Origin of the sequence: Streptomyces sp. NPDC005866 (assembly GCF_040629895.1) — a bacterium.
Classification (GTDB): domain Bacteria; phylum Actinomycetota; class Actinomycetes; order Streptomycetales; family Streptomycetaceae; genus Streptomyces.
Genome location: NZ_JBEXWP010000006.1, coordinates 193358 through 218068, shown reverse-complemented (window position 1 = coordinate 218068; position 24711 = coordinate 193358). Strand labels below are relative to the sequence as shown.

Here is a 24711-nt window from a genome sequence, read left to right as displayed (position 1 = left end):
AACGCGGGATACGTCTGAAACGGCGACGTAACACCGCGAGGCCTTTAGCGTCTGCCTTCCTCGACCTCCGAGGACCTCCGACATGGGGAAGGAGACAGCCTCAGATGGCTTCGCGAAACGACGTCGCGACGGGCCACGTCGCCGAGACGGCCGGCCAGGACAGCGCGCGAGTCGAGATCTCAGGACTCACCAAACGGTTTCTGACTCCTGCGGGTGAGGTGTTCACGGCACTGCGGGACGTTTCGTTCACCGTGGAACCTGGCCAGTTCTGCGCGGTGGTCGGCCCGACCGGCTGTGGCAAGTCGACGACGCTGAGCTTGGTGTCCGGGCTCGACCGGCCCAGCGAGGGCTCGGTCAGGGTCGGCGGCCGTGAGGTGGACGGCGTCACCGACGGCGTCAGCTTCATGTTCCAGACCGACGCGCTGCTGCCCTGGAAGACGGTCCTCGGCAACGTCCTGATGGGCCCTGTCTTCCGCAAAGTGCCCAAGCAGAAGGCCCAGGCCTCGGCACGCGACTGGCTGCGCCGGGTGGGCCTGACGGGATTCGAGGACCGCTACCCGCACCAGCTCTCCGGCGGCATGCGCAAGCGCGTGGCGATGGCCGCGGCGCTGATCAACGAACCCAGGATCCTCATCATGGACGAGCCGTTCGGCGCCCTGGACGTGCAGACCAAGGCGATCATGTCGACCGAACTCCTCGGCCTGTGGGAGCAGATCCGTCCGTCGGTCCTCTTCATCACCCACGACCTCGACGAGGCCGTGGCGCTCGCCGACCGGGTCGTCGTCATGACGTCCAGCCCCGGCTCGGTCAAGGCGGTCTTCGACATCGACCTGCCGCGCCCGCGCGGCTCGGTCCAGGAGATCCGGTTCCAGCCCCGCTTCATCGAACTCCAGCACAAGATCTGGGACTGCCTGCGCGAAGAGGTGGAGCGCGCCTACGCACGCACCGCAGGAGGTACGGCATGAGTACGACGTCCGCTGATTCCCCCGCCCTGGTCAAGGACGGCGCACAGTCCTCGACCGCGGCCGCCGCCAGGCGCGCCGCCCGGCGGCGCACCTGGCTGGTGTGGGCGGGCCGTTTCGGCCTCGCGGCCATCGTCATCGGGGGCTGGCAGGCGTTCACCACCTGGGGGATCGTCGACCCGTTCTTCTTCGGGCAGCCGTCCGGCATCGCCAAGCGGCTGGTCGACCTCTTCCAGCAGGGCACCGAGTTCGGGTCCTTCTACTCGAACATCTGGACAACGATCCAGGAGGCGCTGGTCGGCTTCGCCCTCGGGGCCGTCACCGGAGTGGTCTTCGGCGTCGCGCTCGGCCAGAGCCCCTTCCTCGCCGACGTGCTCGGCCCCTACATCAAGATGGTCAACGCGATCCCGCGTATCGTCCTCGGCTCCATCTTCATCGTCGCGTTCGGCATCGGCGTGCTGCCGAAGATCCTGCTCGCCGCGGTGCTGGTGTTCTTCATCGTCTTCTTCAACGCCTTCCAGGGCGTCCGCGAGGTCGACCGCAACATCCTGGCCAACACCAAGGTCCTCGGCGCCTCGCAACTGCAGATCATCCGGCACGTCACCGTGCCCTCCGCGCTCACCTGGATCATCGCCAGCCTGCACAGCGCCTTCGGCTTCGCCATCGTCGGCGCGCTGGTCGGTGAGGTGCTCGGCGCGCAGAGCGGCCTCGGCCTGGTCATCAAGACCGCGCAGAACAACTTCGACCCCAACGGCGTCTTCGCCACGATGCTCGTCATCTCGGTCATCGTGCTCGGCGCCGAGTGGCTGATCGGCAAGGTCGAGCACCGGCTGTTGTCCTGGCGCCCGCCGGCCCCGTCCGAGGCCTCCAACGCCATCTGACGCCCCCCGCGCTCCCCACTTCATCTCACAACCCTCAGTAAAGGAATGTGGTCAGCCATGTCCAGACGACCCGTCGCCGTCGCCGCGTCTCTGCTCACCGTTCTCGCCCTCGGCGCGGTCAGCGCCTGTTCCGGCAACTCCAGCGCAAGCAGCGGCTCAGGCGGTACGCCGACTGTCAAACTGATGGTCGGCGGCATCGACAAGCAGATCTACCTGCCGTACCAGCTCGCCCAGAACCTTGGCTACTACAAGAAGTACGGCGTCAACGTCCAGCTGAGCAGCGAGCAGGACGGCGGTGTCGGCGCCGAGCAGGCCATGGCCTCGGGGCAGGTGGACATGGCGGGTGCCTGGTACAACCACACGATGGAGTTCCAGGCGAAGGGCAAGGCCGTCGAGGACGTCGTGCAGCTCTCCGGCGCGCCGGGCGAGCGCGAGATGTGCACCACGAAATCGGGGGTCCACTCGGCCGCCGACTTCAAGGGAAAGACCCTCGGCGTCACCGACCTGGGGTCGGGCACCGACACCCTCACCCAGTTCCTGGCCGCCAAGAAGGGCGTGAACACCAGCCAGTTCCACCGGATCGGGGTCGGTGCGGGGTCCACCGCCATCGCCGCGCTGCAGAACGGCAAGGTCGACTGCGTGATGACGACGCAGCCGACGGTGGCCGCGATCCAGAAGAAGGGCGTCGGTACGTCCGCGATCGACCTGGCCACCACGGGCGGCGCCATCGCGGCGATGGGCGGTGCCTATCCTGCTGCCGGTGTGCTAGCCCGCACCGACTGGGTGGACTCGCACAAGGACACGGTGCAGAAGGTCGTCGACGCCCTCGTCGCCACCATGCACTGGATCAACACGCACAGCGCGGCCGACATCGCGAACAAGATGCCGGCGTCGTTCGTGTCGAACCAGCTGGTGACCAAGGCCGACTACGTCTCGGCCCTGAACGAGGACAAGGGCCAGTTCCTCCCGGACGGTCTCATGCCGGCCGGTGGTCCGAAGACCTCTCTGGCGACGGAGAAGCTGGTCGGTAACGTGAAGTCGTCGGTGGACCTCAGCACAACGTTCACCAACGACTTCGCCATCCAGGCCAACAAGACCGAGGGCTTCAAGACGACCACGACCCCGGCCGGGGCGAACGGCTGAGCCTGCAACAGGAGGTCCGGGCCCGCCCCCTGCTCCCCGACCGCCCGACGCAGCGCGCCGAGGGCGCGCCCAGGGTGCCGGCTGTGCTTGCCCGACCGGACGGTGCCTGACGCCGGTGCGAACGGCCGGTGCGCCCCGGACCTACGTGGCCGGGGCGCACCGAACGGGTCAGCGGACCGGCAGCGCGGCGGTGTGTTCCTCGCGCACGGCCTGCAGGGAGCGGGGGTCGAGACCGAGCAGGCTCAGGATCGTCGGTGCGATCTGCTTGGTCTGCACGTCCGCGGAGTCGCGTACGCCGTCCGGGACGGAGGCGCCGGACACGACGAGAGGAACGGCGAGGTCGTCGGAGTGGCCGCCGCCGTGCTCGGCGATCTTCTTGGTGCCGCCGGTGTAGACGACACCGTACTGTGCGACACCGAGGAGGTCCGGGACCCGGGCGTCGCCGGCCTTGACATGGAAGTAGTCGGCCGCGGCCTTGCCGGCGTAGACCTTGCTGAGCCCGCTGTGGGCGTAGGCCTTGGGCGCGGCATTGATGTCGGTGCCGGTGCCGCTCTGCTCGAGCAGGTACTTCTTGGCGAAGGCGGTGGCGGCCGCTGAGCGGTCGGACAGCCAGAGCAGCATGGCGTCGTCGTCCACCGCGTGCGTCACCAGGTCGGCGGCGCCGGGGTGGAGCTTCTTCCAGGCGGCGTTGAGGCCGTCCAGCAGCGGGCCGTCGTCGACGCGGGTGAGCGCGGCGGGGTCGGTGGGCGACTGGCCGTGCTTGGCGGAGAGGATGACGGTGGTGCTGCCGGAAAGGTGCCGCTTGCCGATCTCGGCGGTCAGGGCGCCGATCTCCGTGTTGACGAAGTCCAGGTTCTTCACCAGCAACGGGCCGGGGACGTTCTTGGCGGTGTAGCCGCCGGTGAGGCCCTCCGAGGCGGGCAGCTTCTGCGCGGTGGAGACCGACTGGAAGTTGAGGCCGAAGATCGCCGGGGTGCCGACCTTGTGAGAGCGGCTGTGGTCGTAGCCGTCGATCTCGTTGAGGACGGCCTTCACCTTGTAGCCGTCGTACTGCTCGGTGGCCTTGTTGTCCGTGGTCCAGTCATTGCCGGCGGCGTAGCCGAGGGCGTCGCTGTTGATCTCCGGGGTGAACAGGTCCTGGACGCCGGTGCCCGAGGGGCCGCTGAGGATCTCGTAGGCGGCGTGCTTGTCCGACCAGGCGGTACGCAGCCCCGCCTGCCGGGCCACCTCGAAGATCGTGTTCACCTTGAGATACGAGTGCGGGTACACCGGCCGGCAGGTCTTCGGGTCGACCGGCAGTTTCGACGCGTTGATCAGGCTCGCCGGGTGGCCGGTCATCGACAGGATGCTGTCCGGCAGGCCCGCGAGGCCCTGACCGGCGTCGATGGAGGCCTGGTTCTTGTCCAGGTCCTCCGTGAGGTCCACCTCGACCCCGGGCTTGACGCCCTTGCAACTGGTGGTTCCCGCCGGGAGGAGCGCGGCGTTGTAGGTGTCGTCGTAGTAGATGCCCGTGGTGCCGGGACTGCCGCCGGTCGCCTGGGCGACCATGCCGGGGAAGGAGTCGGACGGCGTGGTGGTGCTGGCGTGGGTGTACTCCACGCCCCCGCCGACCAGCCGGGCCAGCGCGGACTTCGGGTGTCCGGCGATGTACCAGGCCAGGTCCGACTGGTGCAGCCCGTCAACGGAGACCAGCAGGACATGCCTGGCGGCGGCCCGGTGGGGGGAGGCGGCGAACGCGGAGGGCTGGGTGGCAGTCACCCCGGTCAGGACTCCGGCGGCGGCGAGGAAGGCTGCGGACCTGACGTAACGTCTGGACATTGGTTCTCCGGGTGTTCGGGGCGGGCTGCGGGTGCCGGGCTCATCAGAGTCGCGTCTTGTGGACCGGAAACGGCGCATGTGTGAACACACCCGGAATGAGCGGTCGGGTCTTCACCAAGCAGGTCTGGTTTTGCCCAGGAAGGGGGACGTCCGCGGCCCCGGGCGAGCCGAACGACCGGAGTCGGCGTCGGATCTCGCCGAAACAGGCTCGACGCCGAGGAGCTGGGTGTGCACGGGCACAAGCCGGTCGAGGTCGCGTGCACCCGCTGCGCCCCCCCGTCGAGCTCCAGCTCCGCGGTCCGTGTCCCACGTTCATCTCAGCGGTGATCCGTCCCCGCAGGTCACGGGCGCGTGACTGTCCCGGCGTCCCAATCCGGGGGCAGGGGGGTCTGCTTCGAGGTGACCGCTGCCAGCCTGATCCGCGCCGGGGGCTCCCGGCTACTCACAAGAGGGGGAACACGGATGGGACAACGGACGCTTCTGCGGGGCCTGACCCTCGCCGTGGCAGCGGTCCTGCCCCTGTACGGGCCCACGGCGGCGCAGGCGGCGGAGTCCGCGGCCGGCGCGGTCGCGGTCTGCGGGCACACGAGCGCACAGCCCACGCTGCAGTTGGGATCGACGGGTGACTCGGCGGTCGAGGCGCAGTGCGAGCTCAGTCTGGCGACGAAGCCGAGCCGGTACACGCCGATCGCGGCGGACGGTTCGTTCGGGCCGGCGACGCAGACCCGGGTCAAGGAGTTCCAGCGGTGTGCCGGGCTGGGCGTGGACGGTGTGCTCGGCCCGCAGACCTGGGCGGCACTGAACACCTGGGCCGCACAACCGCACACCTGCGCGAACCAGGGCACGTCGAGCGCGGCGCAGACGACCGTGTGCGGCCACACCGACGCGCGCCCGACGCTGCGACGGGGTGCGACGGGCAGCGAGGTCAAGGAGGTGCAGTGCCGTCTCAACCTGGCCATGGAGCCGTTCCACTATCCGCCGCTGGCGATCGACGGCGACTTCGGGGGCGGGACCGAGGCCCGGGTCATCGAGCTCCAGCACTGCGCCGACCTCGGTGCCGACGGCGTCGTGGGCCCGAACACCTGGGCGAAGCTGGTGGACTGGTCCAGCCGTAACACGTACTGCACGCCACCGCGCCCCGCCGGCTACCCGATCGACGGCCTGGACACGGCCAAGTACCAGCACCCCGGCGGAGCGCCGATCGACTGGAAGGCCGTACGCGCCTCGGGTGTCGAGTTCGCGACGGTCAAGGCCACCCGGGGCCTGAACGTCACCGACGAATACCTCGCCACCGACGTGGAGGCGGCCAGGTCGGCCGGCCTGGCCGTCGCGCCCTACCACTTCTACACCGGCACGTCGCCCGACACGGGCGCCGCGCAGGCCGACCGGTTCATCGCCGCCGTGCGGGCGACCGGCTACACCGGGCGACGTGCGGGCGACCTGCCTCCGGTGTTCGACCTGGAACGCATGGACGACGGCAGCGGACGCTGTCCCGCCCACGGCACGGTGGCCGACGCCAAGGCCTGGCTCGACCGGGTGGAGGCGGCCTTCGGCCGCACGCCGATCATCTACACCCAGAAGTCCTTCCTGGACGACTGCCTGGGTTCGACCACCGCCTTCGCCCGGTATCCGCTGCAACTCGCGGACTACCGCCGGTCGATCACCCAGCCGCCGGTGCCGAACGGCTCGACGACCTGGGCGATGTGGCAGTACACCGACGCCGCGCTGTTCCCGGGCATCAAGGCACCGGCGACCGGCGACGTGTTCAACGGCACCCAGGCCGATCTGGACCGTCTGGCCAACCGCTGATCCCGACCGGAAACCCGGAAACCCGGAAACCCGGAAACCCGGAAAACACGGAGAACCCCTATGACCATCCGGTTCGCACGCGCGGCCCTCGTCGCGCTGCTCGTCACCCTGGGCTCCACCGCTCCGGCACCCGCCTCGGCCGCCACCGCCACCGCCACCGCCGTCGCCACGAGCTGCTACGGCGGGGCCGTCACGGTGCGCTACGGGGACGTGCTCGACTTCGGCCCCTACTGGACCACCAGCCGCTGCAACGACATCAACATGCGCGTCACCGGCGGAACCGCGGACTACGTGAACGCCTGCGTGAAGTTCGCGAAGACCGGCACCTGCAACTACTGGACCAAGGTCGGCCGCAGTTGGACGACCATCGCCACCGACGTCCTGGACGGCACCAAGTTCACGGTGCCCAACGGCGTGCCCCTGGAGGGCGACGACGCCGTCATGCAGATCGCTTTCTGACCACCCTCACCGAACGGAGACCACCATGATCCGGAGCAGGACCTTCGCCTCGGCTCTGTTCACCGCGGCCGCACTGCTGGGAGCGGGCGTCGCACCCGCCTCCGCACAGTCCTCGGCCGCCGCGGTCAGCTGCTACGGCGGCGCGAAGACCCTGACGTACCACTACCAGGCGGCCGCCAAGGAGTACGGCACCTACACCACGTCCTCGCGGTGCAACGACATCAACATGCGGCTCATCACGGACGTGCCGGGGGTGTACCTGGACGCCTGTGTGGTGTTCACCGACCACACCACCAAGTGCAACAACGGCGACGCGTACACCACCCACGGCACCGAGTGGGGGACCGTCGCCACCGACGTCCTGGACGGCACCCACTTCGTCCTGCGCGTGCACGCCTACGACACCGACGCGCAGAACGTGACGTTCCAGATCGCCTACTGACACCTTCCCGCACCACCGTTCCCGAGAGTTCCCAGAAAGGACGACGATGACTTCCTCCTTCCGTCCCATGGACCGCCGCACCATGCTCCGCGGCACGCTGGCCGCAGGCGCCGGCGTCGCGTTCGGCCAGCTGCTGTTCTCGGGTGTCGCACAGGCCTATTCGTGGTCGCGCACGCTGGAGCAGGGCGCCACCGGCGCCGACGTGACCGAGCTGCAGATCCGGGTCGCGGGCTGGGCGGCGGACAGCGCCGGCCACACCCGGGTCAGCATCGACGGGGACTTCGGCCCCGGCACGGCCGCGGCGGTACGCCGGTTCCAGGCGGCGTACGGTCTCACCGCCGACGCCAGCGTCGGACCCAACACCCAGGCGAAGCTCAACGCGCTGGAGCAGTCGGACGGCTCCACGGTCCACTTCAACTGGAGCGAGTTCGTCAACCAGTCGGACGGCACCTTCAACGGCGGCAAGCTGAGCGCGTCGCAGGTGAAGGAGAACGTCCGCCGCTGCATGTACAAGCTGGAGGCCCTGCGCAAGAAGCTGGGCGACAAGCCGATCACGGTCACCTCCGGCTTCCGCAGCATCGCGCACAACGCCGACATCGGCGGGGCCAGCGACAGCATGCACCTGTACGGCACCGCGGCCGACCTCGACGTGCCCGGCGTGGCCAACAAGACCGTCTACCAGAAGGCGGAGACCTGCGGGTTCTCCGGGCTGGAGAGGTACACCGTCGACCACCAGCACGTCGACAGCAGGGCCGACCTCGGCCGCGACTGGTGGTGGGAGAGCGGCACGATCTGACGCCGCTCGCGGGGGAGCGGAGCTCCGGGTACCGCCACGGCGGTACCCGGAGCTCCGGACTTCAGCTCTTCGGTGTGGTCGTGTTCTTCAACGCCGCCTCGCAGGAGGGCCAGTCGTGGAAGTCACGCTTGGCGCTCCACAGCCGGTGGGCCGCCTCGATGTTCCAGGCCGGGTCGAACGCCCGCAGCGGTGTGCCGTCGAGCTCCCGCAGGCGGGCGTCGGAGATCTGGAACACGCCCCAGTTGCGGCTGCCGTTGGTGTTGGGCAGTACGTACAGCGGGTCCAGGAACGACGCACAGCGGGCGACGGCCACGGCGGTGTCGGGATCCTCGACGAACACCTCACGGATCCGCTTCGCCACCTCGGCCCGCGACCAGGTCGCCATGCTCACCTTCCGGGCGTAGAGCGCCTTCTTGGTGGCGTCGTCGACCACGTTCGTGGCCGGCAGACCCGCCAGCACCTGGAACGCGGTCAGTCTGCGCAGGGTTTCCGGCCCGAAGTCCCCGTCGACGGCGAGTCTGCCCTTCGCCCGCGTCAGCAGGCTCTGGACCTCGCGCACACACTCGTCGTGCTGCCCCATGCTCACCGACTTGCACGCCGGGGAGTACAGCAACCCGTCGTCGGCCGCCGATGAGGCACCGGCAGGGCGCCCGAGAGGCAGCCACACGAAGCCGGCCACCAGCACCACCGCGACCACGGCGGCCAGTATCGCTACACGCGAGGACAGCTTCTGGGACACCAGGGAGCGTCGCGGCTTCCCACCCTTGCCGGGGGTGATCTCCGGCGGGGTGGCGTCGGCCGGTCCGGGGCTCGCCTGCGCGGACACGGAAGGTTCGTCAGGGTCCGGGTCCGGGTCCGGGTCCGGTTCCGCGTCCGGTTCCGGGTCCGGGTCCTGGTTCTCCTTGGCGGTCACGGCCGGTACGTCCCGGTCGGTGTCCGCCAGCGCCCACAGCCGGTGGAGTTCGCGGAGCTCCTCCGCACTGGCGCCGCACACCCTGGCGAAGGCGTGCACCACCCGGTAGTCCGTCGGGACGCTGAGGCCGGAGCAGTACCGATGCAGACTGGAACCACTGACGCCCGCGTCCTTGCCCAGGCGGTCGTAGCCCCGGCCACTGCGGTCCTTCAGCATCCGAAGGTAGGCGGCGAACTTCTCGGTGTGCGGAGAGGCAACCACGCATCCACCCTTGCTCAGGCCCCTGATGACGGGTAGAAGCTACACCGCTATGAAGGAGCTGTGTGTGTCCTTTCACTTCTGGAATCGGACCGTCAAGGCCCTTTGGAGCGACTGTATTTGAGAGGGCGTCAAGCCACGGCACCCGCGCTTCGCGACGGCACGTTCCATGACCTGCCGGATAGGGTCGGAACGTGGCCCGCAGCAGCAGACAGCCGGACGACCCCTTCGCCGATGAAGCCCGGGGCGAGCTGTCGCCCCGGGCGGCCGGTGCGCTCTGGTGGGGGACGGCCGGCCTGGTGCTCTCCGTTCTCGGCACCTCGGTGCTCGTCGCCGGCACGGAGCACGGCCGACGGCTGCCCGTTGCTGTGGCCCTGGTCCTGGCGCAGGCCTGCGCCCTGAGGTGGCAGGCGCGCGCCCCGCTCGTCGTACTGGCCGCGAACGCGGCGACAGGGCTCGCGGTGTGGGCGCTGCTGCCCGCGGTGACCTTGACGGGGGCGCTGCTCGCGGCGCAGGTCACGTTGTGCGTGCTGTCGGCCACCAGACCGCGGCGGATGTCGGTGGGGGCCCTCGCGGCGATGTGCCTGTCGGCGCCGCTGGCGTTCGGGGCGGGCGGCCCCGCGGGTCTGACGGTTTATCTGCTGACGGTCGTCCTGGCGTGGACCGCGGGCCAGTGGCGCAGGGCGCAGCAGGCGCGGACGAGGGCGGAGACGCGACGGGCTGTGGTGGAGGAGCGCGCGCGGATCGCGCGGGAGGTGCACGACGTCGTGGCGCACACCCTGTCGGTGATGGTCGTGCAGGCGGGGGCCGCCGATGATGTGTTCACCCAGCGGCCCGAACAGGCCCGTCAGGCGTTGCGGGCCATCGAGACCGGTGCACGGTCGGCGCTCGGCGAACTGCGCCTGCTGCTTCGGGCGTTCGGGCCCGACACGAGGGAGGAAGGGGCCCCCGACACGAGGGCGGGAGGGGCCGGGGAACAGCGGGAGCCCGGGCCCTCACTCGCGCGCCTGGACGAGTTGGCCGACACCGTGCGCGCGACGGGGTTGACCGTGCATGTGCATCGCGAGGGTCCCACTGACGGGCTGCCGGCCGCGGTGGACCTGGCGGCGTACCGGATCGTCCAGGAGGCCCTCACCAACACGCTGCGCCACGCGGCCGGTGCCACCGAGGTGAGCGTGCGCATGATGGCCGAAGAGGAGTGCGTGAAGGTCGTGATCGTCGACAACGGGCGTACGCCGCAGGGCCGTTCGGCCGCGGTGGGAGCGGGACGCGGTCTGGTGGGGATGAAGGAGCGGGCACGGCTTGTGGGCGGCAGCCTGCGCGCCGGTCCGCTGCCGCAAGGCGGCTACGAGGTGGCGGCGCGGCTGCCGGCGGACGGCGCGTCATGACGCTGCGCGTGGTGGTGGCCGACGACCAGGCCCTGGTCCGTACCGGATTCCGCATGATCATCGACGCCCGGGACGACGTGGAGGTGGTCGGTGAGGCGTCCGACGGTCAGGAGGCGGTGCGGCTGACCCGGGAACTGGCGCCCGACGTCGTGCTGATGGACGTACGCATGCCCGTCGTGGACGGCATCGAGGCGACCCGGCAGATCGCGGAGTGCGGCAGTCGGGCCCGGGTGCTGGTGCTGACCACGTGGGACGTGGACACGCACGTGGTCGCCGCCCTGCGGGCCGGGGCGAGCGGCTTCCTGCTGAAGGACATCCGACCCACCGAACTCGTCGAAGCCATCCGCCTCACCGCGCGCGGCGACGCGCTGCTGGCGCCGACCGTGCTGAGCCGCGTCCTCGACCGGTTCCTGCGCACCACACCCGACCCGGCGCCGCCGCCCTCCCTGCAGGACCTCTCCGGCCGGGAACGGGAGGTGCTCACCCTGATCGGGCAGGCACTGTCGAACGCGGAGATCGCCCAGCGGCTCGGCCTGTCGCAAGCCACCGTCAAGAACCATGTCACCGCGGTGCTGCGCAAACTGGGCCTGCGTGACCGCGTCCAGGCCGTCGTCGCCGCCTACGACCACGGCCTCGTGCGGCCGCGCCGCCCCTGACGCCCTGATACGGCACCGCCTCCTCCTCAAGGATGAGGCCGGGCCGCGGTCCTCCCTTGTTCCCAGTGCCAGTCCACTCCTGGGGCCGATCCGTGGCCGGGGTACCCGGGCATAGCGTCGAGGTGTGACAGACGACCTGGCCTGCCTCCTGTATCTGCTCGCCCACGACGAAGCGGCCGAAGGCCCATACGACCGCTCCCGGACGGAATTGCTGGTCCGTGCCGCCGCCCTGGTCGACCTCGCGTTGCGCGGCCGGCTGGGTGAGGACGGCGGCACGGTGACCGTGTCCGGCACGCAAGCGACCAGCGACCCCGTCCTGGACGGCGTTCTGCGCGACGCCGCCGACTGGCACAGCTGGAAGCACCTCGTGCGCCGCCACCGCAAGCGGACTTTGACGGAGGTGGAGGACCGGCTTGCCGCGGCGGGACTCCTCACCGTGAAGGCACCCCGCACCCGCTTCGGCACCCGGCGGACGACCGTGACGGACCGCGCCGTGCCCGGCGCACTCCGCGCCCGTGTGTCCGCCGCGCTGCACGGGGACGGACCCGTGCGGGAGATCCCCACCGCCGACGCCGCGCTGCTGGCGCTGGCCGCGGCGGGCGGCATCCGCTCGGTCGTGTCACGGCAGGACCAGAAGACCTTCCGGGCCCGTATCGACGCCTGCACGGGATCTCTCGCCGCCCTCGCGCCAGGCCTGGAGACAGCAGTACGCGCTCTGCCGACGACCATGATCGCCGCACAGGGCGGCATGGGCGGCAGCTGACCGGACGGGGAGAAGAATGAGCATGCACCGCCTCCTGACCACCACGCTGGGCTGCGCCCTGACCGCCGTCCTCGCGACGGCCTGGTCCGCGGCGCCACCGACGGAGCCCGCCCGGCGCACCGCCGCCACGACCGTACTCACCCACGACGGCCCGGTGCGGGGCGCCGCCCACGACGGCTACCGCACCTTCGAGGGCATCCCCTACGCGGCGGCCCCGGTCGGCAGGCTTCGCTGGGCGCCGCCCCACCGCGCGACCCCCTGGTCCGCGGTACGGGACGCGACCCGGCCCGCGAGCGCCTGCCCGCAGCCGGCCGGCGAGGTGCCGGGCGGCAGCACCGACGAGGACTGTCTCCACCTGAACGTCACGACGCCCGACGGCGCGGGACCGGCTCGTCCCCGGCCGGTGATCGTGTGGCTGCACGGCGGCGGCTTCACCACCGGAGCGGGCAGCTCGTACGACGCCCACCGCATGGCCACCCGCGGCGACGTCGTGGTCGTCGCTGTCAACTACCGCCTGGGAGCCCTCGGTTTCCTCGCCCACAGTGGGCTGCCCGGCTCCGGCACCTTCGGCCTGGCCGACCAGCAGGCCGCGCTGCGCTGGGTCCGCGCCGAGATCGGTGCCTTCGGCGGCGACGCGCACAACGTGACGCTGGCCGGCGAGTCGGCGGGCGGCTACAGCGTCTGCGCCCAGCTCGCCTCACCCGCCGCCGCGTGGCTCTTCGACCGGGCGATCATTCAGAGCGGCCCGTGCACAGGCCGTCCCGACCGGCCGTTCGCCCCGTCCTCCGTCTCCCTGTCCGCGGCCCGTGCCGCGGGCGCGGACCTCGCGGCGAAGGTCGGCTGCGGCTCTGCCCGCGACGTCCTGGCCTGCCTGCGGCGCGTGGGAGTCGCCCGTCTGCTCGCGGCCCAGGACACCGATCAACAGCCCGCTCACACCACCCCGTTGCTGCCCAGCGACCCCGCGGCGGCGATCGCCGCCGGCCGTTTCCACCCTGTCCCCGTGCTCATCGGCAACAACCACGACGAGGGCAACGGCTGGGCCGCCGGGATCGTCCAGGCCGGCCATCCCGTAACTCCCGACACCTGGCCCGACGTCGTGGCCGCCTTCTTCCCCTCCTCGGGGCAGTCCTCGGGCCAAGCGCAGGCGATCGTCCGCGAGTACCCGGTGCACAGCACCGACGGCGGTCCGGTGCTCGGCGCGGTCATCGGCGACGCCGACTTCGCCTGCCCGACAAGGCACACCGCCGGCCTGCTCGCCGCCCATGTGTCCGTCTGGCGCTACGAGTTCGCCGACGATCACGCCCCGCCGCTCACCTCGGGCACCCCGCCGTTCCCGCTCGGCGCGCCGCACGCGAGCGAACTGCCCTACCTGTTCGACCTGGGCGGCCACCCCCGCGACCTGACCGCGGCACAGCGCCGGCTGGCCGACACCATGATCGGCTACTGGACGCGCTTCGCCCGCACCGCCGACCCGAACGGCCTGTCGTCGCCGCACTGGTCCCGGCGGACGGTGCTGTCCCTGGCGCCGGACCACATCGTCCCCACCCGCACGGTGCAGTCCCGCCACCACTGCGCGTTCTGGAACGCCCTCGGGTGACCGGGAAGACGACGGGAGGGGTGGCGGTAGGACCACCCTCATCCGGTGTCCAGGCCCAGCGACGAGGTGCGCCGCGAGCGGCAGGATGCATGTCGTCGACGACGAAGCAACGAGGAACGCATCACACGGACCCCAGGAGGACACCCATGAACGAGACGATCGCCCGGCGCCTGACGGGTCTCGCCGGCATCGCCACCGCGGCCGCCCTCATCGTCGAAGTACCCCTGTACTTCCTCTATTCCGGCCCGCCGCCGGACTCGAACGTCCTGGCCAGGCTGCTGATCGGAATCGTCGCGCTGGCGTTCCTGATCGTGTTCGTGACGGCCTTCCGCGAACTGGTCAAGGCTGCGAACCCCGCCTACGAGTGGGTCGGCACCCTGGCCTTCGCCGCCGGGCTGGTCTACGCGACGGTCACCCTGGTGTCCAGCGGTCTGGAAGCCGGCGCGGTCATCGCCGCCGACCACCCGATCGACCCGACCGTCACAGTCAGCGGCACCTACGTCCTGTACGGGTCGATCGGCCGCCTCATGCTCGCCCTTTTCCTGACCGCGGTGGGCTACGGCATCTCCCGTACGAACCTGCTGCCGCGCTGGACCGGCCGCTCCGCCTTCGCCCTGGCAGGGCTCAACCTGATCTTCGTGCCGTCCCTGTTCTTCGGCAACACGCCCGCACACTTCTACGCGGCGAACGGCTGGGGCACGACCGCCCTGATGGGCGCGATCCTCAGCTACTGGATCCTCGCCCTGGGCATCTCCACCTACCGCAGCGCCGCACGACGTGTGCCCGCCGGCTCACCGGCCCTGCAGCACTGACGCCTCCCTCCACCCTGATGGGCTTCGTGAGCTACAGCAGGAGGTGGAAGATCTTCGTGACGGTCTCCCAGTGCTGGGTCTGAGGGTTCTTGAGGTCCGGGAAGACGATCTTGAACGCCTCGGCCAGAGCCACGCTCAACCCACCGAGGATCTCCGGGTATCGCGCCTCGGTCTCCTCGGTCGGCGCCCGGTCGAGCGGGGGGTGCTTGGCCAGCTGCTCGAGGATGGGCTTGAGTTCGACCTCCTGGTCCAGCCGCCGGAACCGGTGGATGCTCTCCTGAAGGCCCTTGGTGATCGGCAAGTCCCACGGCTCGATGATGTCCCGGTCGTTGGCCTTGGCCGCGGCCTGCGCGACGATCAGGAGATCGTAGAGCTTGTCGTCCACGAAGTCGCTGTAACGCTTCAGGTCGTTCTTGTCCACGTCGAGGCTCGCGGCCGCGCGGAAGAATCGTTCGAATGCGGACACCCCCATGACGGTCATGCCTCATCGCCTCCTCATCGACTCATCGACGGGTGATCACCCGCTCAAGGGTCGCAGGGGGCGCCATGGGCCGCCTGCGCATGCCAGGACGAATACGGCGGCTCGCATTTCACCTGCCAGGACAAAACTGCGGGTATTCGGCGGAATTGGGCTTCAAGGCCACGGGTGGCGGCTTTCGGTCGCGTAGAATCGCACCCGAAGGGGAATTCAGGGGACCCGCGGTACGGCACGACGCGGGAGGTGTCGACCTCGTCATGGTGAAGCTGAACAAGCAGGCTTTCGATCATGCGAAGAAGCTGGTCAATGAGCATCAGGTGGTCCTCGACGACCGGGACGCCTGGAGCGAGCACCGGCCCTCCGCGAAGGAGGAGAACCGCTTTCTGGAGGAGCACGGCCTCGCCGAATACCAGAAGTGGTACCTCGGCGTGGACGACGAACAGGACGCGGACAACAAAGGCCGGTACAAGTTCCCCTACGGCGACTTCGAGAAAGTGCACCGCTGCGGAATCCTTTCCGCGGAGTCACGCGCCGGTCAGAACAAGTACACCGACATAGAACTCGCCGTGGCGCATTTGCATGGAATGCTGGACAAACTCGCGTGAGAAATACGGGATCGTCCGGCGCGTAGGAGGCGAGGCTGCACCATGCCGGATCGAATGTTTCGGGACCGGAGGGATGCGGGACGGGTGCTGGCCCGTCTGCTCGAGCACTACCGGGACGTCCCGGGAGTGATCGTCCTGGGTCTGCCGCGCGGCGGCGTGCCCGTGGCCTACGAGGTCGCCGTGCACCTCGGCGCCCCGCTCGACGTGTTCCTCGTACGAAAGCTCGGGGTGCCGGGCCGTGATGAAGTGGCCATGGGGGCGATCGCCGACGGTGGTCTGCTGGTTCTCAACGAGGATGTCGTCCGAGGCCTGAACATCTCCACCGAGGTGCTCCGGAGCGTCGCCGAGCGCGAGAGCCGCGAGATGATGCGGCGGGAACAGGCCTACCGGGAGGGACGGCCGTCCCCGGATCTGACGGGCAGAACGGTCATCCTGGTGGACGACGGCCTCGCCACCGGTGCGAGCATGCGCGCCGCCGTGGAGGCGCTGCGGGGCCAGCGGCCCGAGCGCGTCGTGGTGGCCGTCCCCGCCGCACCCGAGTCCACCTGCCGGGAGCTGAAGTCCCGGGTGGACGAGGTCGTCTGCGCCACGACGCCGTCCCCGTTCCTCGCCGTCGGCGAGTCCTACTGGGACTTCACCCAGACCACGGACGAGGAGGTCCGCGACCTGCTGCGGGCGGCCCGCCGGGCCACCGCGCCGGCCGCCGCGGGCCCCTCGGACGTCGCCGTCATCCGCGCCGAGGCGATGCCCGTCGAGGACGGAGTGCCCAGCGACGACGCGCTGTTCGACCTGGTGGGCGACGCGCGCTTCGTGCTGATCGGGGAGGCTTCCCACGGCACCCACGAGTTCTACGCCGCCCGGGCGGCGATGACCCGGCGCCTCATCGCGGAGAGGGGGTTCTGCGCGGTCGCCGCCGAGGCGGACTGGCCGGACGCGTACCGCGTGAACCGATTCGTGCGCGGGCACGGCACCGACACCGTGGCCGAGGAGGCGATGCGCGGCTTCGAACGCTTCCCCACCTGGATGTGGCGCAACACCGACGTCCTCGACTTCGTCGGCTGGCTGCGCGAGCGTAACGACCATCTGGACGGCGGCCCGCAGGCGAAGGCGGGGTTCTACGGACTGGACCTGTACAGCCTCTACCGGTCCGTCGACGAGGTGATCTCCTACCTGGAACGAGTCGACCCCGCCGCCGCTGCCCGGGCCCGTGAACGCTACGCCTGCTTCGACCACTACGGCGGCGAGGACGACGCCCAGACCTGGGGCTTCGAGGCGGCCTTCGGCGCCGGCGAGACATGCGAGAAGGAGGTCGTCGAGCAACTCGTCGATCTGCAGCGGCACGCGGTGGAGTACGCCCGCCGGGACGGACTCCTCGCGGAGGACGAGCAGTTCTACGCCGAGCAGAACGCCCGCGCGGTGAAGAACGCGGCGGAGTACTACCGGACGATGTTCGGCGGGCAGGTCTCCTCCTGGAACCTGCGCGACCGGCACATGGTGGAGACCCTCGACGAACTCGCCGGCCACCTCGGCCGGCAGCGGGGCGAGCCGGCGAAGATCGTCGTGTGGGAGCACAATTCGCACCTCGGGGACGCCCGGGCCACCGAGTCGGCGGTGCGCGGGGAGTTCAACGTCGGCCAGCTCGTCCGCGAGGCGCACCCGGACGACTGCCGTCTGCTCGGCTTCACCACCTACACCGGCACGGTCACGGCGGCCGACGACTGGGGAGGCCCCGCCGAACGCAAGCGGGTCCGCCCGGCGCTCGCCGACAGCGTCGAGGAACTGTTCCACCAGGTGGGCGCGAAGGAGTTCCTGCTCCTGTTCGCGCACGCCCCGCGCGCCGCCGAGGTCCTGCGCTCGGCGCGTCTGGAGCGGGCGATCGGGGTCATCTACCGTCCGGACACCGAACGGCAGAGCCACTACTTCCGGGCGCGGGTGTCCGACCAGTTCGACGCGGTCGTCCACATCGACGAGACCCGGGCCGTCGAGCCGCTGGAGCGCACGGCGAGGTGGGAGGAGGGCGAGGTTCCCGAAACGTACCCGGTGGGCCTGTGAAACCAGGGGGACGGTGGCCAGGAAGTCCCGCGGTTCGGGGCGCACCCCGGACCGGGCGGCGCGGACGAGTTCCTGCCCGCGATGTGGACGTTTTGCACTGTCAGGGCGAGAGCCGGTGCAGATTTGGACACCGCAGGGCCAGGCTGCTGCCCCTCCGCGCCGCGACTCTGGAGTCGTCATCGTGAGACGGACGGGGCTCGGCGTCGTCCGGAGAGGACGAACATGGACGCGCACCGTCGAAACATTGCCTCCTACCGCACGTACGCCGAGGCGGAACGCGCGGTGGACTACCTGACCGACCAGGGTTTCCCCGTCGAGCGGGTGGCCATTATCGGGCAGGACCTGCAATTCGTCGAGCAAGTGGTCGGCCGCCTCACCTACGGCAAGGCCGCGCTGAGCGGAGCCGCGTCGGGGGCGCTCCCGGGCGTTCTGATCGGTTGGCTCTTCGGACTCCTGAACTGGCTCGACCCGGTGGTGTCGGCCCTGCTCCTGGCCCTCTACGGGCTCGTGTTCGGCGCCGTGGTCGGTGCGCTCACCGGACTGATCGTGTACGCCATGCAGCGCGGCCGCCGCGACTTCAGCTCCGTCCAGGCCGTACAGCCCACCCGGTACGAGGTCGTGGTCGACGCCGATGTGGCCGACCAGGCTGCCGGGCTGCTGGAACGGCTGGAGGCCCCGGCGACCGGCCCCGCCGCCGAAGGGTGACGGCGGACGCCGGCCCGGGACCGCGGCCGGCCCGGCCGGGCTCGATACCCCGAGGTGAGAGCCATGAACGACGTCGCGCGGCTGCCTACCGGCGGCGCAGACGCCAGGCGCGCAGCAGTCGCAGGGGGAGCAGACCCAGCGGTGCTCGCCGGCCCAGTTCCGCCCGGTCCTCACGGTCGAATGCCCGGGCGTAACGCTTGGCGTCCTCGGCCGTCGGATAACGCTTGCTCCCTTCCGCTCCGCACCCGCGGGCGCAGCGCCAGAGCATCGTCTCGCCCTCGGTCAGGAAGCGAAAACGGTGTCCAAGAAGGTCGCAGCGCAGCACAGAAGACCACCCTAGGGGGACCTGGGCGGTTCGGCCTGTTCTGTCCCTCGTCGGGCAACAGCCCATGTCGCGGACGAGGAGGCATGGCATGACCACCGCCGCCGAACCCAAGGTCGTCACCACCAAGGTCCCTGCCCGGCTCGACCGGCTGCCGTGGTCCCGGTTCCACTGGCGGGTCGTCGTCGGCCTGGGAACCGTCTGGATTCTGGACGGACTCGAAGTGACGATCGTCGGCGCCGTCGCCTCCCGTATGACCGAGCCGGACAGCGGCATCCATCTCACCAGCGCCGACATAGGAACCGCCGCCGCCATCTACGTGGCAGGTGCGTGCTTCGGCGCTCTGCTCTTCGGAAGACTCACCGACCGCTACGGGCGCAAGAAACTGTTCATGCTCACGCTGGGCATCTACATCCTCGCCACCGTCGCGACCGCGTTCGCCCAGGACGCCTGGTACCTCTACCTCGCCCGCTTCTTCACCGGCATGGGCATCGGCGGAGAGTACGCCGCGATCAACTCGGCCATCGACGAGCTGATTCCGGCCCGCAACCGCGGGCGGGTGGACCTGGCCATCAACGGCAGCTACTGGGTCGGTGCGGCGCTCGGCAGCCTGGCCGCCGTGCTGCTGCTCGACAAGAGTCTGCTGGCGGCCGACCTCGGCTGGCGGCTCGCCTTCGGCCTCGGCGGCATTCTGGGCCTGGGCATCATGCTGGTCCGCCGCCATGTGCCGGAGAGCCCGCGCTGGCTGTTCATCCACGGGCGCGAGGCGGAGGCCGAACGCATCGTCGACCGGATCGAGGCCGAGGTCCGCCAGGAGACCGGCCTCCCGCTGCCGGAACCGGACGAGGCCGTCACCGTCAGGCAGCGCGACGTCATCCCGTTCACGGAGATCGCCCGAGTGACCCTGCGGCGGTACCCGCGGCGCACCGTCCTCGGTCTGGCTCTCTTCATCGGGCAGGCCTTCCTGTACAACGCGGTCGTCTTCGACCTGGGTACGATCCTGAGCGGTTTCTTCGGCGTCGGCTCCGGCTCGGTCCCGTACTTCCTGACCCTCTTCGCGGTCGCCAACTTCCTCGGACCACTCCTCCTCGGCCGCCTGTTCGACACTGTCGGCAGGAAACCGATGATCTCGGGCACCTACTTCGGATCGGCCCTCCTGGCGGTCGTCCTCGCCGTCCTGCTGATCAACGGCTCCCTGACCGTATGGTCGTTCTTCCTGCTGGTGTCGCTGACGTTCTTCGTGGCCTCCGCGGGAGCGAGCTCGGCGTACCTGACGGTGAGCGAGGTCTTCCCCATGGAGACGCGGGCCCTGTCCATCTCGCTGTTCTTCGCGGTCGGTACGGCCGTGGGCGGAATCACCGGCCCGCTGCTGTTCGGCCACTTCATCCACAGCGGCGATGCCACCCTGGTGGCGGTCGGCTTCCTCATCGGAGCGGCAGCCATGGCGCTGGGCGGAGTCGCCGAGGTCCTCTTCGGCGTCAGGGCCGAACAGCAGTCCCTGGAGAACATCGCCCGGCCGCTTACCGAGGAGGAGGCCGAGGCAGCCTGGCGCGGCGAGCCCGCACCCCAGGACATGCGAGACCGTCTCCGGCCGGCTCACGTCCGGCAGGCAGCGCGCGAGCGGGAACTGCGGGTCGCCGAGCGCACCGCGCGCCGCCGGGAGCGGGAGCAAGCCGGGGCCCGCCGCTACCGCCCGGGCACCGGATCGGGCAGCACCTTCTACTCGCCGGGAATGGTCGGCACCGCAGGCACCGCGAGCCGCACGTCCGCCATGGCCGAACACCACCTGGACAGCGAGATCGAACAGGTCACCCACGCCCTCCGACAGACCGGCCCCACCAGCCGCGAGCAACTCGAACGGGCCGTCGACGGCCGGTCCTGGGGCCCCGGCCGCTTCCGCCGTGCCCTGCGTGAAGCAGTCAGGGAGTCCCGTGTCCGACGCCTCCCGAACGGCCTGTACGCGCCGGCGGACGGACCCGACCGGTCCGGCAGCGACACCCTCGGCCACCGTGAACAGCGGTGATCGGGGCACAGATGCCACACCAGATCGGCTTGTCCGACCACCAGCCACGCGACCGACACCAATCGAGGTAGCCATGAAGTACGACGAATTCCTCGCCCGCGTTCGCGACAGGGGCGGTTACAGCAGCCAGGACGAGGCCGCGAAAGTCACCAGAGACGTCCTGGACATACTGGCCCAGCGGATCAGTCCCGGAGAAGTCAAGGACCTCGCATCACAGTTGCCCGGCCCGCTCGGGCGGCACCTGGCCGACGCCGCGCCGCAGCAGGCCGAGAGCTTCGGGATCCATGAGTTCTACCGCCGGGTCGCCCAGCGCACCGGTAACGGGCCGGGCAGCGCGGAACGGGACGCCGGCGCGGTCCTGACCACCATCGCCGACGCTGTGACCGGTGGCGAACTGAACCAGATCATCAGCCAACTCCCCTCCGGCTACGCGGCCCTGTTCGGCAAAGCCGACCTCGCGGAATGACCTCCCGGCCAAGGCCAACGGGTAAGGGCCGGGGGAAGCAGACTCGGTAAGCCCAGGGCGGTCTCGAAGCCATCGGTGATCTGTACATGGTCTGGGACGCGACGCGAGCCGATGGCGTGGCCCTGATCGGCGTGAGTCTGCCGCTCTGCTTCACGCTGGACAGGCCGTTTTCCGGGGAGTTGAGCGTCTCGCCGGAACCCTTCGAGGAAGGCGTGCTCGCTCGGTTCTTCGAGTGATCGTCTCGAAGTGCGGTGCGGTTGCCCGGCCGGTGCCCTGGCCGGCTGCCCTCTCACCGGTGGTGGTCTCAACTCGCGGCGCTCATGAGGCTTGGAGGTGCCGGTCGCGGGGCATGGCCCTCCTACCGGACGGCAGGCCCGGTCAGGGCTCGGCAAGAGGAGGGCGTCATGGACGGTCGGATCCGCGTGCGCGTTGTTCGTCGGCCCGCTCCCCGGGGACAGGAGATCGACCGCAGGACGCCTTCCGGGCGGATCCTGCCGTACTAGGGTCTGTTGCGAAAGTCCCGCCTGCCCCGCGACGCCCGGCACGCACTCTCGCCGCACCGGGCACAAACCCAACTACGTCCAGTGCGAGGGCTTGCACCCGGCACCCTCCAGCCTCCGGCCGGGGGGACCCCCAGAGCACGCACCGGACGCCGCGGGCCCGCCCTCGGGGCGGACGACGGGACCTTCCCAACAGGCCCTAGAGGCCGCCGGGGACCGCCGTACGGAGCCCGGCGCGCGGGGGTCGCGCACCGGCCGCTCCGGCGAGTACCACCTGTGGCGGGCGGCACGGTTTGCGGTTGGCGTTCACGGGGCAGCCGTACGAACCGGCAGCAAGGAGGCACCGTGACCAACCCGGAGCCGGCACTGTACGAGGTGCCGTCGTCATGAGCGGCGCACCGTCCGGGCCCTTCGTCCACTCCGCCCTCTTCTACGGGGGTGAGGACGACCACCTGGCCGGGACGGTGCCCTTCGTCCGGGACGCGCTGGCGGCCGGCGAACCGGTCGCCGTCGCCGTGCCAGGCGAGAACCTCCGGCTCATCCGTGACGCGCTGGGCACCGACGCCGGGTCCGTGCGCTTTCTCGACATGCGGGAGGCCGGCCGCAACCCCGGCCGGGTCCTCCCCGGCGTGCTGCACGCCTTCGCCGACGCCCAGCCGCCCGGCCGCCGGGTCCGCGTCGTCGTCGAATCGGTCTGGCCCGGCCGTACGGCCGCCGAGTACCCGGCCTGCGTCCAGCACGAGGCCCTGGTCAACACGGCGTTCCGGGGCCGCAAGGTCACCGTGCTGTGCCCGTACGACACCTCCCGCCTGGACGCCCGTACCGTCGCCGACGCCCACGCCACCCACCCGGAGTACCGCACACCCGGCTCCGACGAACCGCGCACCAGCGTGGCCTACGCCCCCGAGGCCGCCTTCGCCCACTACAACCGGCCGCTGCCGCCCGCGCCCTCCGTCGCCTTCGCCTTCGACGCCGGCTCCCTCTCCGCCGTACGCCACGCCGCCACCGGTGAGGCCGCCCGCCTCGGCCTCGACGGCGTCCGCCTGCACGACCTCGCCCTGATCACCGCCGAGCTCACCACCAACAGCGTGGTGCACGGCGGCGGTTCGGGCACGCTGTGGGTGTGGGGGGAGGGGGGGTACGTGGTGTGCGAGGTGGCGGACAAGGGGCACCTGGCCGACCCCCTGGCGGGCCGCCGCCCCGCGACCAGGGACCAGCGGGGCGGCCGGGGGCTGCTGCTGGTGAACCTGGTGGCGGACCTGGTGCGTGTGCACACGGGGACGGCCGGGACGACGATCAGATGCCTGCTACGGCTGGGAAGTTGACTGCCTAGGCGGCCAGCGGATCCAGCATCAGTGGCTCGATCCGGCCCTCCAGCATCGCGCCGATCCCCTGGACGACGCACACGTCCGGCCGCTCCGCGATGTGCACCGGCATACCGGTGGCCTCCCGCAGCAACTGGTCGAAACCGGGGAGCAGCGCCGATCCGCCGACCATCATGATCCCGCGGTCGGCGAGATCGGCGACCAGGTCGGGCGGGCAGTCCCGCAGCACCTTGCCGATCCCGTCCAGAACCGCGGTGAGCGGCGTCTGGATGGCATCGCGTACCGCGGCGGTGTCGACCTGCACGCTGCGGGCGAGACCGGTGGCCACGTCCCGCCCGTGGATCTCCGTGGAGGCCGGGCCGTGCGGGGTGAGGCCGTTGCCGGACAGGGCGAGCTGCAGGGGCCGTACCGACTGGCTCGGCAGCATCAGCTCGTGCGCGTGCCGCAGATGCTGCACGATCGCGTGGTCCACGGCCTCACCGCCGACGGGCATCCGCTCGGCGCACACGATCGACCCGAGGGAGAGCACCGCGACCTGCGTCGCGGCGGCCCCGCAGACCAGGATCATGGTCGCCTCGGGCCGCTCCACCGGCATCCCGCACCCCACGGCGGCGGCGATCAGCGTGTCGACCAGCTCCACCCTTCTCGCCCCCAGCCCCACCAGCGTCTCGATGGTCGCCCGCTGGGCCAGCGGGTCGGCGTCGTGCGGGGTGCAGGCCGCCGCGCGCAGGCGGGGCTTGCGGCGCAGGGAACGGCGGATCTTGTCCCCGAGCAGATGCCGCAGCATCCGCTGGGCCATCTCGATGTCGACGACGGTCCCGCCGGAGATGGGGCGTACGACGCGGATGTAGTCGGGCGTCCGGCCCGTCATCTTCTCCGCGAACTCACCGACGGCGATCAGGGCGCCGGTACGGGTGTTCACGGCGGCCACGGAAGGCTGGTCGACGACCAGCCCCGTGCCCTTCACATACACCCGGGTGCGGGCGGCCCCCAGATCGACGGCGAAATGGCAGCGGCGCAACTGCTCCAGACTGACGGTCACGGCAGATCCTTCCCGAGTGCGCTGGCCGTACGGGGTGACACCGCCGGTTGGCGGCTTGCTTCGCATCCTCCGGGGGTTTCGGACGGCGCGCCTTCGGGAGGGGGCCGGGCGGGGCGCGGCTGAACGGGGGGTTTCCCGGCCACAAGGTGCGGGCGGCTTCGAGGAGGGGGCGGAGGCCGGGTTCGCCGCCGAGGTGGAAGAAGGGGACGTCGGCTGCCGGGCCGCCTTCCGCTCGGCTTCGGTGGCGCCGACCATCAGGCACTTCGAGGGGGCCGAGGTCACGTCGCCGGGGGACCCGGGCCAGGGCCGCCCCGCGGAATCCGCTGCCCCGCTGAACCCGCCGCCCCGCTGAACCCGCCGCCCCGCTGAACCCGCCCGCCGGCGGCTGCCCGAGGAAGCCCGCTTCGGACATCGCGCCCCCGCACTCGATCCGGGCGTGCCGGGCCTCCACCGAGTCGGGCCGCAGTGCGCCGTCCCGGAAGACCCGCGGCGCGGA

24 protein-coding genes are annotated in these 24711 nt (G+C 70.7%); 19 read left to right on the top strand and 5 right to left on the bottom strand.

Annotated features, from left to right (window positions below; all coding sequences use genetic code 11):
* The first annotated feature begins 104 nt into the window (after nt 1-104).
* The 3 genes from ABZ396_RS11855 to ABZ396_RS11845 are packed head-to-tail and all read left to right on the top strand — an operon-like array spanning nt 105 to nt 2986.
* Complete coding sequence (locus ABZ396_RS11855; protein WP_358915933.1) at nt 105-965, top strand: ABC transporter ATP-binding protein; 861 nt, start codon at nt 105-107, stop codon at nt 963-965.
* Nucleotides 962-1843 (top strand): ABC transporter permease, encoded by an 882-nt coding sequence (locus ABZ396_RS11850; RefSeq protein ID WP_358915931.1) that lies wholly within the window; start codon nt 962-964, stop codon nt 1841-1843. Before ABZ396_RS11855 ends, ABZ396_RS11850 begins: the two co-directional genes overlap by 4 nt.
* Nucleotides 1844-1900: 57 nt before the next feature.
* Nucleotides 1901-2986, top strand: a complete 1086-nt coding sequence (locus ABZ396_RS11845; protein WP_358915930.1) for an ABC transporter substrate-binding protein — start codon at nt 1901-1903, stop codon at nt 2984-2986.
* A 168-nt stretch (nt 2987-3154) separates the two neighbouring features.
* On the opposite strand, the gene ABZ396_RS11840 is transcribed toward ABZ396_RS11845, so the two are convergent.
* Nucleotides 3155-4804 (bottom strand): alkaline phosphatase family protein, encoded by a 1650-nt coding sequence (locus tag ABZ396_RS11840; protein ID WP_358919872.1) that lies wholly within the window; start codon nt 4802-4804, stop codon nt 3155-3157.
* Nucleotides 4805-5266: 462 nt separating this feature from the next.
* Between ABZ396_RS11840 and ABZ396_RS11835 the strand changes: the two genes are divergently transcribed.
* From ABZ396_RS11835 to ABZ396_RS11820, 4 genes are read left to right on the top strand one after another with little or no spacing between them, the layout of a single operon-like run.
* Nucleotides 5267-6613, top strand: coding sequence for a GH25 family lysozyme (locus ABZ396_RS11835; RefSeq protein WP_358919870.1), 1347 nt, complete (start codon nt 5267-5269; stop codon nt 6611-6613).
* A gap of 60 nt (nt 6614-6673) precedes the next feature.
* The gene (locus ABZ396_RS11830) at nt 6674-7072 is read left to right on the top strand and encodes a hypothetical protein (protein ID WP_358919868.1); all 399 of its coding nucleotides are present in this window, start codon (nt 6674-6676) and stop codon (nt 7070-7072) included.
* A gap of 25 nt (nt 7073-7097) precedes the next feature.
* Entirely contained in the window at nt 7098-7514 is a 417-nt protein-coding gene (locus ABZ396_RS11825) for a hypothetical protein (RefSeq protein WP_358919866.1), read from the top strand.
* Nucleotides 7515-7560: 46 nt separating this feature from the next.
* Nucleotides 7561-8310, top strand: a complete 750-nt coding sequence (locus ABZ396_RS11820; RefSeq protein WP_358919864.1) for a D-Ala-D-Ala carboxypeptidase family metallohydrolase — start codon at nt 7561-7563, stop codon at nt 8308-8310.
* Nucleotides 8311-8371: 61 nt separating this feature from the next.
* Here ABZ396_RS11820 and ABZ396_RS11815 read toward each other — a convergent pair whose 3' ends face one another.
* A complete protein-coding gene (locus ABZ396_RS11815) occupies nt 8372-9484 on the bottom strand; it encodes a helix-turn-helix domain-containing protein (RefSeq protein ID WP_358919862.1) in 1113 nt (370 codons plus the stop codon).
* A gap of 191 nt (nt 9485-9675) precedes the next feature.
* Between ABZ396_RS11815 and ABZ396_RS11810 the strand changes: the two genes are divergently transcribed.
* The 5 genes from ABZ396_RS11810 (at nt 9676) to ABZ396_RS11790 (ending at nt 14697) form a co-directional block, all read left to right on the top strand.
* Entirely contained in the window at nt 9676-10869 is a 1194-nt protein-coding gene (locus tag ABZ396_RS11810) for a sensor histidine kinase (protein ID WP_358919860.1), read from the top strand.
* Complete coding sequence (locus ABZ396_RS11805; RefSeq protein ID WP_358919858.1) at nt 10866-11525, top strand: response regulator transcription factor; 660 nt, start codon at nt 10866-10868, stop codon at nt 11523-11525. The genes ABZ396_RS11810 and ABZ396_RS11805 overlap by 4 nt, the downstream gene beginning before the upstream one ends.
* A gap of 124 nt (nt 11526-11649) precedes the next feature.
* Nucleotides 11650-12288, top strand: a complete 639-nt coding sequence (locus tag ABZ396_RS11800; RefSeq protein WP_358919856.1) for a GPP34 family phosphoprotein — start codon at nt 11650-11652, stop codon at nt 12286-12288.
* Nucleotides 12289-12304: 16 nt separating this feature from the next.
* Nucleotides 12305-13885 carry a carboxylesterase family protein gene (locus ABZ396_RS11795; RefSeq protein ID WP_358919854.1) on the top strand — a complete coding sequence of 527 codons (1581 nt, stop codon included), beginning with the start codon at nt 12305-12307 and terminating at the stop codon, nt 13883-13885.
* Between the two features lie 146 nt (nt 13886-14031).
* Nucleotides 14032-14697, top strand: a complete 666-nt coding sequence (locus tag ABZ396_RS11790) for a hypothetical protein (RefSeq protein WP_358919853.1) — start codon at nt 14032-14034, stop codon at nt 14695-14697.
* 31 nt (nt 14698-14728) lie between these two features.
* Here the strand turns inward: ABZ396_RS11790 and ABZ396_RS11785 are convergent, their stop codons facing one another.
* On the bottom strand, nt 14729-15178 hold the full coding sequence (locus ABZ396_RS11785; protein ID WP_358919851.1) for a DUF1931 family protein: 450 nt from the start codon (nt 15176-15178) through the stop codon (nt 14729-14731).
* A gap of 254 nt (nt 15179-15432) precedes the next feature.
* Here ABZ396_RS11785 and ABZ396_RS11780 point away from each other — a divergent pair, with 254 nt between their 5' ends.
* The 3 genes from ABZ396_RS11780 to ABZ396_RS11770 all read left to right on the top strand — a co-directional run bounded on the left by ABZ396_RS11780 (nt 15433) and on the right by ABZ396_RS11770 (nt 18537).
* Nucleotides 15433-15780, top strand: a complete 348-nt coding sequence (locus ABZ396_RS11780) for a hypothetical protein (RefSeq protein ID WP_358919849.1) — start codon at nt 15433-15435, stop codon at nt 15778-15780.
* A gap of 84 nt (nt 15781-15864) precedes the next feature.
* Entirely contained in the window at nt 15865-17832 is a 1968-nt protein-coding gene (locus ABZ396_RS11775) for an erythromycin esterase family protein (RefSeq protein WP_358919847.1), read from the top strand.
* 222 nt (nt 17833-18054) lie between these two features.
* Entirely contained in the window at nt 18055-18537 is a 483-nt protein-coding gene (locus ABZ396_RS11770; protein ID WP_358919845.1) for a general stress protein, read from the top strand.
* An 85-nt stretch (nt 18538-18622) separates the two neighbouring features.
* Here the strand turns inward: ABZ396_RS11770 and ABZ396_RS11765 are convergent, their stop codons facing one another.
* A complete protein-coding gene (locus ABZ396_RS11765; protein WP_358919844.1) occupies nt 18623-18862 on the bottom strand; it encodes a hypothetical protein in 240 nt (79 codons plus the stop codon).
* An 88-nt stretch (nt 18863-18950) separates the two neighbouring features.
* On the opposite strand from ABZ396_RS11765, the gene ABZ396_RS11760 reads away from it, so the two are divergent.
* The 4 genes from ABZ396_RS11760 to ABZ396_RS11745 all read left to right on the top strand — a co-directional run bounded on the left by ABZ396_RS11760 (nt 18951) and on the right by ABZ396_RS11745 (nt 23173).
* Entirely contained in the window at nt 18951-20882 is a 1932-nt protein-coding gene (locus ABZ396_RS11760; RefSeq protein ID WP_358919842.1) for an MFS transporter, read from the top strand.
* A gap of 73 nt (nt 20883-20955) precedes the next feature.
* Complete coding sequence (locus ABZ396_RS11755) at nt 20956-21348, top strand: DUF2267 domain-containing protein (RefSeq protein ID WP_358919840.1); 393 nt, start codon at nt 20956-20958, stop codon at nt 21346-21348.
* Between the two features lie 86 nt (nt 21349-21434).
* Nucleotides 21435-21584, top strand: coding sequence for a hypothetical protein (locus ABZ396_RS11750; RefSeq protein WP_358919839.1), 150 nt, complete (start codon nt 21435-21437; stop codon nt 21582-21584).
* A gap of 650 nt (nt 21585-22234) precedes the next feature.
* A complete protein-coding gene (locus ABZ396_RS11745) occupies nt 22235-23173 on the top strand; it encodes a sensor histidine kinase (protein WP_358919837.1) in 939 nt (312 codons plus the stop codon).
* A 4-nt stretch (nt 23174-23177) separates the two neighbouring features.
* Here the strand turns inward: ABZ396_RS11745 and ABZ396_RS11740 are convergent, their stop codons facing one another.
* Entirely contained in the window at nt 23178-24215 is a 1038-nt protein-coding gene (locus ABZ396_RS11740; RefSeq protein ID WP_358919835.1) for a rod shape-determining protein, read from the bottom strand.
* Between the last annotated feature and the right edge of the window lie 496 nt (nt 24216-24711).